The sequence below is a fragment of the Stenotrophomonas sp. STEN021 genome (assembly GCF_056760175.1).
Genome location: NZ_JBRREH010000115.1, coordinates 1 through 13,144, shown reverse-complemented (window position 1 = coordinate 13,144; position 13,144 = coordinate 1). Strand labels below are relative to the sequence as shown.

The window sequence follows — 13,144 nt, the reverse complement described above, 5'->3', positions numbered from 1 at the left end:
GCCCCTGCCGAGCATGGCTCGGCACTACGGTTTGGCTTTGCTGGGAAGGCCTCTGCCGAGCATGGCTCGGCACTACCGCCACTCCCGCAGCGCAGGTGTTTAGAGGTCCGCTTCGCCCGAGGGATTGCTCTGCAGCAGCTCCAGATGGCGCTGCTCCATTTCCTGGCGCAGCTGGCGGCGGATCTGCGCGGCAGCGAAGCGGCGCTTCTCATCGCTGGTTTCCGGCTGCAAAGAAGGCACCGGTGTTGGCCGACCATCGTCATCCACCGCCACCATGGTGAAGAAACAGCTGTTGGCGTGGCGTACCGCGCCCTTGCGGATGTCCTCGGCCATGACCTTGATGCCGATTTCCATCGACGAGGTGCCGGTGTAGTTCACCGAGGCCAGGAAGGTCACCAGCTCGCCGACTGCGATGGGTTGGCGAAAGGTCACCTGGTCCACCGACAGGGTCACCACATAATTGCCTGCATAGCGGCTGGCACAGGCATAGGCAACCTGGTCGAGCAGGCGCAGGACCGCGCCACCGTGGACCTTGCCGGAGAAATTGGCCATCTCCGGCGACATCAACACGGTCATCGACAACTGGTGGGCTTTGTGTTCGTTCATGGCAACAACTGCAGATGCGGAACGAGCAGGCTACACCGTAGGGGCGAGGCGTGCGCGGCAGCCGCATGTAGTGCCGAGCCATGCTCGGTAAGGGGCGTTACCGGGAAGGCCTCTGCCGAGCATGGCTCGGCACTACAGGAGGCAGGGTTTTGTAGTGCCGAGCCTTATTGGAAGTTGTAGCGCACCACATGGAAGAACACCGGCGCGGAGAACACCACCGAATCCAACCGGTCCAGGATGCCGCCGTGGCCTTCGATCATCTCGCCCCAGTCCTTGGCACCCAGACTGCGCTTCACCGCCGACAACGCCAATCCGCCAAGGAAGCCGCAGATCACGATCAGCAGCGACAGTGCCGCTGACTGCAGCGGTGAGAACGGGGTGATCCACCACAACGCCGCGCCCACGCCGGTCGCCGCCAAACCGCCACCGACCAAACCTTCAACCGTCTTCGACGGGCTGACCAAGGGGGCGAGCAGGTGTTTGCCGAACAGCTTGCCGAACACGTACTGCAGCACGTCGCTGAGCTGTACCACCAGCAGCAGGTAGAACAGCAGCATCAGGTTCTGCCCTTCGTAGCCGGGGATACGCAGCAGCATCAGTGCCGGTGCATGGCTGAGGCAGAACACGGTGAGCATCACGCCCCACTGGATCTTGGTGTTGCGCTCCAGGAAGTTCTCGGTGTCACCAGACAGTGCCGATACCGCCGGCAAGGCGAGGAAGCCGTACACCGGGATGCACATGACGAACAGGCCGTACCAGTCGATGCCGATCAGCCAGTACTGCAACGGGATGGCGATGTAGAAGCACAGGCACAGCGCCAGGTGATCGCCACGGCGCGTCGGCGTCAGCGAGATGAACTCGCGCAATGCGAAGAACGACAGCAGGCCGAAGAACACCAGCGTGGCGATCTTGCCGAGCACGAAGCAGAACAGCAGGACGGCGGCCATCACCCACCACGCACGGATGCGCGCGTTGAGGTTGTCGACCACCGAGCCCGGCTTGATCCGGCCGAGGATGAAGCCGATCGCGCTGGCGAGTATCAGCACGCCAAACACGCCGCCGATCATCCACCAGAAGCTGGGCGGCGCGCGCTCGATGGCCTGCTGCAGGAAACTGCCAAGCGGGAGCTGCAGGAATACGTTGTTCATGCCAGCTCCACCACCGCGTTGCGCGCGCGTTCCAGGAACTGCGCTTTGTCTTCATCGGGAATGCGGGCCAGCGGTGGCCCAAAGCGTGCCGTACACACCAGCGGCACCGGCACCATGCTGCCCTTGGGCAGCGCACGACGAGCATTGTCCAGATACACCGGTACCAGCTCCACATGCGGGTAGTGCTGGGCCAGATGGAACAGGCCTGCCTTGAACGGCTGTGGCAACGGTTCGTGGTTTCGGGTGCCTTCCGGGAACAGGATCAATGAATCACCTGCGTCCAGCGCGTCATGCAAAGGCTGCAGTGGATCGCCCTCGCACTTGCTGCGGTCACGTTCGATCAACACCGCGTTGAAGCCCTTGTCGGCGATGAGCTTGCGCACGCCCTTGCTCCAGTAATCGCGCGCGGCGACCGGTCGGGTGTGTTCGCGCAGCGCTGGCGGCAGCGCCGACCACAACGCCACCGTATCCAAATGACTGGCGTGGTTGGCGAAGTAGATGCGCTGGGTGTCGTTGGGGCGGCTGCCGACCCAGCGCGGGTAGGCACCAATGAAGATCTTGACTGCGGCGACCAGCAGGCTTGAGAGCATCAGTTGCCTGCCTTGAGTTGCGTGGCGATGGCGCGAGTGCGGGTGATGCAGGTCAGCAGCGAGCCGGCGGCGATGATGATGGCGGCGGCAGGCAATACGTAATGCGTGTGCGTGGTCAGCTGCTCGATGATGGCCAGCACGCAGGCTGCAGTGAGCACGAACATGCGGTGTTGCTTGGCCATTGGTCCGCGGAAGTCCTGGGCCAGGCCAAGGCTGGCACCGGACAGGCGCACATAGGCGGTGAGCGCGGCCAGCAATGCGCCGAGCCAGCCCAGCCAGGGCATGCCGGCGGCATAGCCGAGCGCGATGATCAGCAGCGAGTCGGCGATGCGGTCCGGGTATTCGTTGTAGAGCGCGCCGGTAGGTGTCTGTTTGCCACCTTCCATTGCCACCATGCCATCGAGCAGGTTGCAGATCAGGCGCAGTTGGACGCCGACGGCGCAGGCGATCAGTCCGGGTATGCCGGGGCAATACAACAGTGCAGCAGCGCCAGCTGCAGCGAAGAAGATGCTGAGTACCGAAATCTGGTTCGGTGTGATCGAGGAGCGTGCCAACGCGGCGCTGAGGGCACGAGCCCAGCCGGTGGAACGGGCGGCAATTGGTCTACGGTCTTCCTTTCCCATGGGCCGATGGTAGTGCATTGGCCGTGATGGCGGGCAGGGTCGCTGGTATGCGGCGGCAGTGGCTTTGCTGGAGTTTTTGGATTTTGGCTTTGGTTCTGGCAATAGCTTGGCCGTTGCCGTGGCGTTGGCTGTCCCTTCTCCCGCTTGCGGGAGAAGGGGCCCGTAGGGCGGATGAGGGGGCTCTTCGGTTCTTGCTGTTGTCTTTGCTAGAGCCCAAGCCAAAGCAGCCCTCATCCCAGCCCTTCTCCCGCAGGCGGGAGAAGGGCTGGAGCAACGGCAGAAGCCAAAGCCATCGCAAAGCAAAAACAAAAAAGGCCGCCCTCGCAGGCGGCCTTCTTCAAGCAAACGCTACCGCAGCCTTACTTCAGCTTTGCAGCCTTGCGCAGGGCTTCGGCACGGTCGGTGTTCTCCCAGGAGAACGCAGTCGCGTTCTGGGTCTTGCCGTCGCCGTCGACGTACGAGAATTCCTTCGGCTTGCGGCCGAAGTGGCCGTAAGCAGCGGTCTGCTGGTACATCGGGTGGATCAGGTCCAGCATCTTGATGATGCCGTACGGACGCAGGTCGAAGTGCGCACGGATCAGCTTCTCGATCTGTGCGTCCGGGATCTTGCCGGTGCCGAAGGTGGTGACCGAGATCGAGGTCGGCTCGGCCACGCCGATGGCGTAGGAGACCTGAACTTCGCACTTGTCGGCCAGACCGGCAGCAACCACGTTCTTGGCGACGTAACGGGCAGCGTAAGCGGCCGAACGGTCAACCTTGGACGGGTCCTTGCCGGAGAACGCACCGCCACCGTGACGGGCCATGCCGCCGTAGGTGTCGACGATGATCTTGCGACCGGTCAGGCCGCAATCGCCCACCGGGCCGCCGATCACGAAGATGCCGGTCGGGTTGATGTGGACCTTGTTCTTCGGCAGCTTGTCCAGCCATGCCTTCGGCAGCACCGGCTTGAGGATGTGCTCGCGCACGGCCTCGACCAGGTCCTTCTGCTTCACGCCCGGATCGTGCTGGGTCGACAGCACAACCGCGTCAAGACCTTCGATCTTGCCGTCCTGGCCGTACCGCAGGGTCACCTGGCTCTTGGCGTCCGGGCGCAGCCACGGCAACGGCGAGTTCTTCTTCTTGCGGACCTTGGCCTGCTGCTCGACCAGGCGGTGCGAGTAGTAGATCGGTGCCGGCATGAATTCCGGGGCTTCGTTGCAGGCATAGCCGAACATCAGGCCCTGGTCACCAGCGCCTTGCTCTTCCGGCTTCTTGGCCTTCTTGTTGGTGCCGTCAACGCCGGCAGCAATGTCGGGCGACTGCTTGCCCAGCATGTTGATGATGGCGCAGGTGTGGCCGTCGAAGCCGACATCGGAATTGTTGTAGCCGATCTCGTTGATGACGTTGCGGGTCAGTTCTTCGATATCGACCCACGCCGAGGTGGTCACTTCGCCGGCGACAATTGCCGCACCGGTCTTGACCAGGGTCTCGCAGGCCACGCGGGCGCGTTTGTCCTGGGTCAGGATCGCGTCCAGCACCGCATCGGAGATCTGGTCGGCAATCTTGTCCGGATGGCCTTCGGAGACCGATTCGGAGGTGAACAGGTAGCTGGACATCGGGCTATATATCCCTTGATTCGGATGGAAAGATGGGCGCGCATGATACACGGTCGGCACCTTGACGGAATAGTGCCGATACGGCTGTTGCCATACGGTTAAGGCGGGGTCACCGAATTGCCGCAAAACCGCAACCGGCCTGCCTTGTAGCGGGCGCAGGCTCCCGGCCAATGGGCCGTCAGGGAGACTCCGCCATGCAACAGATCGCGCATCGCCTGCAGCAACGCTACCCCGACTGGTTCCACGGCCATCGTCGGCATCTGGCCAAGCCGCTATTGCATACAGTGGGACGCTGGTCACGTTTTTCTCAGTTGGATGCCTTCCTGCAGCGCAGTGCCGGGCTGCGGGGCTTCGCTTTCGTCAGCGCCGCGCTGGGTTTTCTCGACGCCGGCTACACGGTCGATGCGGCGGCGCTGGCGCGGATCCCGGCCAGCGGGAGGCTGCTGATCGTCGCCAACCATCCCTCCGGTGCGCTGGACGCCTTGGCGCTGCTGGATGCGGTGGGCCGGGTACGCAGCGATGTGCGAATCATCGCCAACGACATGTTGCTGGAGCTGGAGCCGCTACGCGAGCTGCTGCTACCGGTGCGCATCCTCGGCGGCCGCGCCCAACGGGCCAGTCTGCAGGCGGTGGAGCAGGCGCTGCAGGCCGAGCAGTGCGTGATCGTATTCCCGGCCGGCGAGGTCTCGCGGCTGTCGTTGCAGGGCATCCGCGACGGCCGCTGGAACCGCGGTTTCGTCCGCTTCGCCCGTGGCTGCGACACGCCGGTGTTGCCGGTGCGGGTACAGGCGCGCAATTCGGCCTTGTTTTACGGCGCCTCGGCGCTGTTCAAGCCGGCGGGCACCGCCCTGCTGGCGCGGGAGATGTTCGCCCGCCGCAAGCGCCCGCTGCGCCTGCAGATCGGGCTGCCGATGCGGCTGGATGCGCGACAGGACCCGGCACGGCAGCTGCAGGCGGTGCGTGATGCGCTGTACGCACTGGGCAAGGAGCCGCACGGCGCCGAGCCACAGGAAAGCAGCCCGCAGCCATTGGCTGAACCGATTGCTGCGGTACAGGTCGCCGCCCCCCATGCGGCGACGGAACTGCTCGGCCAGACCAGCGATGGCAAGCAGATCCGTCTGGCCCACTGCGCGGCCAACTCACCCTTGCTGCTGGAGCTGGGCCGGCTGCGGGAGCTGACTTTCCGTGAAGTGGGCGAGGGCACCGGCCGCAGCCGCGATCTGGATGATTTCGACCCGCTCTACCAGCACATCGTGGTCTGGGACGCGCCGGCCCAGCGCATCGCCGGTGCCTACCGGGTGATGCGCGGCGCACCGGCCTTGGCGCGCAGTGGCCTGCAGGGCCTGTATACCGCCAGCCTGTTCCGCTACTCGGACGATGCCATCCCGCGCATCGCCGAGGGCATGGAGCTGGGCCGCAGCTTCGTGGTGCCCGACTACTGGGGCAGCCGCAGCCTGGACTACCTGTGGCAAGGCATCGGCGCCTACCTCGCCAGCCAGCCGGGCGTGCGCTATCTGTTTGGCGCGGTGTCGATCAGCGCCGCGCTGCCGCGCGAGGCGCGCGAGCAGCTGGTGGCCTATTACCAGCAGTACTACGGCGCCGCTCGCAGCCTGGCCGAGTCGAACCGGCCCTTCCAGTACTTCGCCGCGCCACCGAGTTTCGGTGAGCTGGATACGCAGGCCGCGTTCGAGGTGCTCAAGGCCAACCTGGCGACGCTGGGCACCAGCGTGCCGACCTTGTACCGGCAGTACACCGATCTGTGCGAACCCGGTGGCGCACGTTTCCTCGCGTTCGGCGTGGATCCGGATTTCAGCGATTCCATTGACGGCCTGATCGAGGTGGACCTGCAGGCCATCCGCCCGCACAAACGCAAACGCTATCTGCGTGATGCCGGAGCAACGGCATGAGTGCGGTGCCGGTGCTGCCGCCGCACCGACGCGCAGTGTTCATCTCCGACACGCATCTGGGCGCGCGCCATTGCCATGCGGCGGAACTGGCGCGTTTCCTCGCCAGCCTGCGTTGCGAACGTCTGTATCTGGTCGGCGACATCGTCGATCTATGGTGGCTTTCCCATAAGCGCGCAACCTGGCAGCAGGCACACAACGAGGTGATCGAAGCGCTGCATGCACTGCGTCGCGCCGGCACCGAGATCATCTACATCCCCGGCAACCACGATGCGCCACTGCGCCGCACCTGCGGTTTGATGCTGCCGGCCATGCAGGTGCGGCGCCGCGCCATCCACACCACCGCCGATGGCCGGCGCCTGTTGGTCGTGCATGGTGATGACTACGACGGCGCCACCCATTTCGGCGGGCTGCAGGAGCGCTTTGGTGACTGGCTGTATTACCGCATCCTCACCGGCAACCGCCTGTTCAACGCCGCGCGGCGCCGGCTTGGCCTGCGCTATTGGTCGCTGTCGGAATTCCTCAAGCGGCAGAGCGGCGCGGCTGAGCGCTATATCGAGCGCTTCGTGCAGGCCGGGCTGGCCGACGTACGCCGGCGCGGGCTGGACGGCATCATCTGCGGCCACATCCACCGCGCGGCGCTAGTCGAGCGCGATGGCTTGATCTATGCCAATGACGGCGACTGGGTGGAAAGCCTGACCGCGCTGGCCGAAGACCCCGATGGCAGCCTGCGCCTGCTCGATCATTCCGGCCGCAGCCTGGTCTGTTTGCCGGGGAGCCTGCGGCAGGCGCAGGCGGCCTGATCGCCCGGCTGACTTCTTCCTCACCCGTTGGGCGGCTATGCTGGGGCCAGCCAACGAGCAGGGAGTATCGGGGTGGCAGGCAAGCAACCAGCATCGGTCGCGATAGGGTTGTGCGTGCTGTGGATGTTGCTGGCGCCGCCGGCAGCGGCGGCAGAGGTGGTGCCTGCCTTGAGTTACGAGCAGGCGCGGCAGCGCCTGGAGCAGGTGTCCGATGCGCTGGCCGCCGCCGATGCCGGGGTGCGCAACAAGCTGGACCTGCAGGATGCCAGCCGCTACCTGCGCTTGCCGGAAATCACCGCCGACGTACGCCGCATGCAGTTCCAGAAGACCTTGAACCTGCCGCTGGGTTCGTTGGCACCGGTTGCCGAGGCGTTCGGCATCGAATCGCCGCTGGAGTTTGGTGAGCGTGACTGGCGCACCCGTCCCATTGTTACTGCCAGCGTGCCCCTGTACAGCGGTGGCCTGATACCGGCCGCGCAAGGAGCGGCACAGGCTGCCAGCGAGTTGGCCCAGGCCGACCGTGAGTTGCAGCGGCAGTCGCTGTCGCTGCAACTGGTGCAGGCTTACTTCGGCCAGCAGTTGGCCGAGCAGGCGGTACAAGTACGCCGTGACGTGCGTGACGGTCTGCAGCGGCACCTCGAAGATGCGCAGAAGCTCGAACGCGAGGGCTTTGCCACCAAGGCGCAACGGCTGCAGGCCAACGTCGCGCGCGACAAGGCCGAACGCGAATACCAGAAGGCGGTCAACGATCTGTCCACCCTGCAGCAGGCGCTGGCCACCTTGCTGCGCAGTGGTGGCACGGTTGCGACGACGTCGCCGCTGTTCGTGATCAATGGGCCGGTCGGTGCGCGCGAGGAATTCGAGCGCAGTGCCCAGCAGCGGCATCCGCAGGTTGGCCGCTTGCGCGCGCTGACCGCGCAGGCCGAACAGGGCGTGCGTGCACAGCAGGCCAAGCTCAAGCCGCAGATCTATCTGTTCGGCCAGTACGACCTGCGCCGTCGCGATGCGTTGTTGACCGACGCCGACTGGGCGTTCGGCATCGGCCTGCGCTACACCTTCCTGTCGCCGACGGCGCGGCCGCTGCAGGTCAGCGCGGCACGCGCGCAGCTGGAGCAGGCGCAGTCGGGCCTGAGCGAAGTGGAAAACCAGCTGCAGCTTGGCGTAGGCAAGGCCTGGAATGAGCTGGAGACCGCGCGTACGCAGTTCCAGCTGCTGGACAGCAGCATCGCCCAGGCGCAGGAAAACCTGCGCCTGCAGGAGCTCTCGTTCCGTGAAAGCCAGTCCACCTCGCTGGACGTGATCGACGCGCGGCTCGGCCTGGGCGGGGCGCAGGTGGAGCGTGCACAGGCCGCCTACCAATTCGACGTGGCGCTGGCGCAGCTGCTGGAAGTGAGCGGGCAGCTGCAACGTTTTGACGACTACCGCCAACGCGCGGACAAGGTGCTGGAATGAGCGATTCGCTGCAGGTGGAGACCAATCCGCGGCAACGCCGCGTGTTCCTGATTGCCGGCGTGGTGCTGCTGGTGCTGGTGGCGGTCGGCCTGTGGCTGGGTCTGCGCAGCCCGCCGGACCAGGTGCAGGGCATGGCCGATGCCGACAACGTCAACGTCGCCGCCAAGGTCACCGCGCGCCTGCAGCAGTTGCATGTGCGCGAGGGCGACCGGGTCAAGGCCGGGCAGGTACTGTTCGATCTCGACAGCCCGGAAGTCGCCGCCAAGGAACGCCAGGCTGACGCGGTGGTGGCTGCGGCTGCGGCGATGGCGTCCAAGGCCGAGGAGGGCGCGCGCAGCGAGGACATTCGTGCTGCCGAAGCCAACTGGAAGCGCGCGCAGGCCGGTGCCGAGCTAGCGACCAGCACCTTCCGCCGGCTCGACAATCTCTACGCCGAAGGCGTGGTGAGCCGGCAGAAGCGCGACGAAGCGCAGGCGCAGGCACGCAGTGCCAACGAACTGACCCGCGCTGCCCGCGCGCAGTACGACCTTGCCCTGGCCGGCGCGCGGGTACAGGACAAGGACGCGGCGCTGGCGCAGGTGCGGCAGGCCGAGGGTGCCAAGGCCGAGGTCGATGCGGCCCGCCAGGAAACCCAGGGCCGTGCGCCGCTGGCGGGTGAGGTCGGCAAGCGCATGGCCGATATCGGCGAGCTGGTGCCGGCGGGCTATCCGGTTTTCACCCTGGTCGACATCGACCACATGTGGGTGGCGCTGAACCTGCGCGAGGACCAGATGAACGGGCTCAAGCCTGGTGCCCGTCTGCAGGGTACGATCCCGGCGTTGCAGGGCCGCAGTGCGGCGTTCGAGATCTACTTCATTAATCCGGCCGGTGACTACGCCACCTGGCGCAGCACCCGTCAATCGTCTGGTTATGACGTGCGCAGTTTCGAAGTGCGGGCGCGGCCGCAACAGGCAATCGAAGGATTCCGGCCGGGCATGAGCGTGCTGTTTGCATGGCCGCAGGACTGACATCTGCCGGTGCCTTCGCCGCCTCGCTGCGGCGCGAGTTGCAGCACTGGCGCAGTGACCGCTGGGAGCTGGCGTTAGTGACGGTGTTGCCGCTGCTGTTGATGGCGCTGATGATGTGGCTGTTCTCCGGCTCGGTGCTGCGGCAGGTGCCGATCGCCCTGGTCGACCTGGACCACAGCCCGACCAGTCGCGGTCTGGCACGCGCCATCGACGACAGCCCCGGCGTGCGGGTGGCAAGCCAACCGGCGTCGTTGCAGCAGGCGCAGGCGCAGCTGCGTGCGCTGCAGGTGTTTGCGATCGTGCTGATACCACGCGACCTGAGCCGGCGCGCGCTGCGTGGCGAAACGGTACCGGTCTACGCTTTCTACAACGCCACCTACATGGCGACCGGGCAATCGGCCGGGCGCGATATAGGCGATGCGGTGAGCGCCTACAACGCGCGCATGCTCAAGGAGCAGATCGCGCTTCAAGTTGGCCCGGCAAAACTGCGTGGGCCACCGGTGACGGTGCAGGCGACGGTGCTGTACAACCCGGCGCGCAGCTATGAGCTGTTCCTGCTGCCGCTGATCTTCCCGGCCATGCTGTCCCTGCTGGCCGCGCTCGCGGCCGGTGCCGCGTTTGGGCGCGAGCAGCGCGATGGCCTGCTCGGCGGCTGGTTGCAGCAGCGGCCGTGGGCGGCGATGGCCGGCAAGCTGTTTCCGTATGTCGCGCTGTTCTCGCTGTATGGCGCGGCGGGCGTGATCTATCTGGCCTATGTGCGCGGAGACGGCATGGCCGGCAGCCTGTGCTTGCTGTTGTTGGCGCAGCCACTGTTCTATCTGGCCTGCTGCAGTTTCGCGCTGCTGTTCATCGCCGTGACCCGCGACATCTGCACCGGGCTGTCGGCGGTGGGCCTGACGATTGGTACCGCGCTGGCGTTCTCCGGTGCCACCTTCCCGGTGATCGAGGCCCCGTTGTTCACCCGCGTCTGGAATATGTTGCTGCCGCTCACCGCCTATGTGCAGGTGCAGATGCAGCAGTTGTTCATGGGCGCGCCTTGGCCGGTGTCGCTGCGGCCGCTGGCGGTGCTGCTGTTGATGACCGTGGTGGCCGGTGGCTTGGGGGCCTGCCTGCTGCTGCGCGCCGCACGGCAACAGGTGCGCGCATGAGCAGTTTTGGTGCTGGCTTCCGGAGCGCCTTGCAGGCGATGTTCGCCGACCCGGCCGCGCGCGCGGTGATGATAGGGGCGGTGTTGCTGTATTCGTTCTTCTACCCGGCAGCGTATCGCCACCAGGTCGCCAGTGACCTGCCGATCGCGGTGGTGGACGCTGATCACAGCGCAACCAGCCGCGAGCTGATCCGGCATGTGGACGCACTGCTCGCGGTGCAGGTGGTCAGCCAGCCGCCGGATCTGGCCCAGGCCAAACAGCAACTGCTGCGCGGCGAGGTGGATGGCATCGTGCTGATCCCGCAGCGGCTGGAACGCGACATCCTGCGTGGCGGCAGCGGGCAACTGGTGCTGCTGGGCAATGGTGCCTACCTGAGCCGGGCCAGCACGATCCTCAACGGCCTGGCCGAAGGCATCACCGGCTTTGGTCGCCAGCAGGCAGTGCGCCAGGCGGCCTTCATGGGCGCGCCGCAGGCAGCGCCGCTGCAGTTGGTGCAGCGGCCGCTGTACAACACGCGCGAAGGCTATGGCAGCAGCGTGGTGCCCGGGGTATCGGAACTGATCGTGCACCAGACCCTGCTGCTCGGCATCGGCGTACTGCTGGGTAGCCGTCGCGCGCAGTTGGGCAGGCGACTGCAGTTCGATCTGCCGACCTTGTCCGGCATGGCGCTGGCCTTCGTCGTGGTGGCGGTGTGCGGGCTGCTGTACTACGTCGGCTTCACTGCCTGGGCGCAGGACTATCCGCGCGGCGGCAATATCCCCGGGATGTTGTTGGCAGTTTTGCTGTTCGCGCTGGCAACGGTGCCGTTCGGGATGTTCATCGCCAGCTTCTTCGATACCCGCGAGCGGGCGTTCCAGTACGTCACCGCGGTTTCGATCCCGCTGTTCTTCCTGTCCAACCTGTCGTGGCCGGCGATCGCCTCGCCGCCAGCGCTGGTGACGCTGGCCAAGTTGTTGCCGACCACCGCCGGCATCAACGCCATCGTCCGCACCCAGCAGTTGGGTGCGCGCCTGCCTGAGATCGGTGGCGAGCTGCTCAACCTGCTGTTGCTGGCGCTGCTGTACGGTGGCCTGATGCTGTGGCGACTGCATGGCCGGCGGCAGCGCTGAGCGCAGCGTTGGCTGCTAGCATCGGCGCATGGATTCCCTAAGCCAGATCGTTCTCGGTGGCGCCATCGCCGCCGCCATCACCCCCGCCGCGCATCGGCGCGCCGCCTTGCTTGCTGGCGCTGCGCTGGCCACGCTGCCCGATCTGGACGGCTTGGCGATCATGGCCTTCACCGACAACCCGGTGAGCCTGATGACGGTGCACCGCAGCTTCAGCCATTCGCTGTTCGTGCTGCCCTTGCTGGGCACCTTGATCTGGTGGTTGTACAAGCGCTTCGGTCATGGCCGGGTTGCACAGGCGCCAGTGCGCTGGTGGTGGGCGATCGTGCTGGCGCTGGTGACGCATCCGCTGCTGGATGCCTTCACCGTTTACGGCACGCAGCTGTGGTGGCCGCTGACGCCGCCACCGACGATGTGGTCCAGCGTCTTCATCATCGACCCGCTGTATACGATCTGGTTGTTGATCGGCTGCGGCATTGCCTGGCTCGCACGCGCTCGGCCATTGGCGCAACGCGCGCTGGTGGCCGGATTGGTGTTGAGCACTGGCTATCTGGGCTGGTCGTTGATCGCCAAGGCGCAGGTGGACCGAGTGGCAGCGCAGTCACTGGCGCATATGGGCCTGGCCGATGCGCCGCGTTTCTCGGTGCCGATGCCGTTCAACACCTTGCTGTGGCGGGTGGTGGCGATGACCCCGCAGGGCTATGTGGTCGGTGATCGCTCGCTGTGGGCCGATCACGGGCCGATGCAGTTCGAGGGTTACCCGTCGAACGTGCAGACACTGCGGCAAGCCGGCGATGTTCCTGCGGTGCAGCGACTGAACTGGTTCAACCACGGCTTCATGCGTGCGCAGGTGGTGGATGGCGAGCTGGTGCTCAGCGATCTGCGCATGGGGTTGGAGCCGGACTACAACTTCAACTTCGCCGTCGCCAGCGAACGTGATGGGCAGTGGCAGGCGATGCCGCCACGGCAGGTCCAGCCTGCGTATCGACAGGCAGGCAATCGTGATGTGCTGAAACAGCGCTTGGCACAGATGTGGCAGCGCATCTGGCGGGCGCCGGGGGCGCCCCGCGCCGCCCCAACACAATCGGCCGGGGGGCGGGGCGGGCCCGAGGAAATGAAGAACCCCGCGGTGGGGTGGTTATGGACCGTGGGGGAAGAGGGG

Annotated in this window: 12 protein-coding genes; 7 read left to right on the top strand and 5 right to left on the bottom strand. The window is 65.9% G+C overall.

All coding sequences use genetic code 11. From position 1 onward, the window contains the following. Nucleotides 1-99: 99 nt before the first annotated feature. From ACVOL0_RS18855 to metK, 5 genes are all read right to left on the bottom strand, one after another. Nucleotides 100-606 carry an acyl-CoA thioesterase gene (locus tag ACVOL0_RS18855; protein ID WP_481550383.1) on the bottom strand — a complete coding sequence of 169 codons (507 nt, stop codon included), beginning with the start codon at nt 604-606 and terminating at the stop codon, nt 100-102. Between the two features lie 164 nt (nt 607-770). Continuing rightward, a complete protein-coding gene (locus tag ACVOL0_RS18850) occupies nt 771-1,673 on the bottom strand; it encodes a phosphatidate cytidylyltransferase (RefSeq protein WP_312367477.1) in 903 nt (300 codons plus the stop codon). A gap of 77 nt (nt 1,674-1,750) precedes the next feature. Continuing rightward, on the bottom strand, nt 1,751-2,344 hold the full coding sequence (locus tag ACVOL0_RS18845; protein WP_481550382.1) for a lysophospholipid acyltransferase family protein: 594 nt from the start codon (nt 2,342-2,344) through the stop codon (nt 1,751-1,753). Then, a complete protein-coding gene (locus tag ACVOL0_RS18840; protein WP_481550381.1) occupies nt 2,344-2,967 on the bottom strand; it encodes a CDP-alcohol phosphatidyltransferase family protein in 624 nt (207 codons plus the stop codon). Before ACVOL0_RS18840 ends, ACVOL0_RS18845 begins: the two co-directional genes overlap by 1 nt. Nucleotides 2,968-3,326: 359 nt before the next feature. Then, complete coding sequence (metK, locus tag ACVOL0_RS18835; protein WP_481550380.1) at nt 3,327-4,562, bottom strand: methionine adenosyltransferase; 1,236 nt, start codon at nt 4,560-4,562, stop codon at nt 3,327-3,329. A gap of 194 nt (nt 4,563-4,756) precedes the next feature. Between metK and olsF the strand changes: the two genes are divergently transcribed. The 7 genes from olsF to ACVOL0_RS18800 form a co-directional block, all read left to right on the top strand. Continuing rightward, nucleotides 4,757-6,469, top strand: coding sequence for a bifunctional ornithine lipid synthase OlsF (gene olsF, locus ACVOL0_RS18830; RefSeq protein WP_481550379.1), 1,713 nt, complete (start codon nt 4,757-4,759; stop codon nt 6,467-6,469). After that, nucleotides 6,466-7,269: a UDP-2,3-diacylglucosamine diphosphatase gene (locus ACVOL0_RS18825; protein WP_481550378.1), complete on the top strand. Its 804-nt coding sequence runs from the start codon at nt 6,466-6,468 to the stop codon at nt 7,267-7,269. The genes olsF and ACVOL0_RS18825 overlap by 4 nt, the downstream gene beginning before the upstream one ends. Nucleotides 7,270-7,335: 66 nt before the next feature. Then, a complete protein-coding gene (locus ACVOL0_RS18820; protein WP_481550384.1) occupies nt 7,336-8,721 on the top strand; it encodes a TolC family protein in 1,386 nt (461 codons plus the stop codon). Beyond that, nucleotides 8,718-9,728, top strand: coding sequence for an HlyD family secretion protein (locus ACVOL0_RS18815; RefSeq protein ID WP_481550377.1), 1,011 nt, complete (start codon nt 8,718-8,720; stop codon nt 9,726-9,728). Before ACVOL0_RS18820 ends, ACVOL0_RS18815 begins: the two co-directional genes overlap by 4 nt. After that, a complete protein-coding gene (locus ACVOL0_RS18810; RefSeq protein ID WP_481550376.1) occupies nt 9,713-10,876 on the top strand; it encodes an ABC transporter permease in 1,164 nt (387 codons plus the stop codon). Before ACVOL0_RS18815 ends, ACVOL0_RS18810 begins: the two co-directional genes overlap by 16 nt. Beyond that, entirely contained in the window at nt 10,873-11,985 is a 1,113-nt protein-coding gene (locus ACVOL0_RS18805) for an ABC transporter permease (protein ID WP_481550375.1), read from the top strand. Before ACVOL0_RS18810 ends, ACVOL0_RS18805 begins: the two co-directional genes overlap by 4 nt. A gap of 28 nt (nt 11,986-12,013) precedes the next feature. After that, nucleotides 12,014-13,144, top strand: a 1,131-nt coding sequence (locus ACVOL0_RS18800) for a metal-dependent hydrolase (RefSeq protein ID WP_481550374.1), incomplete at its 3' end; no start/stop codon positions are given.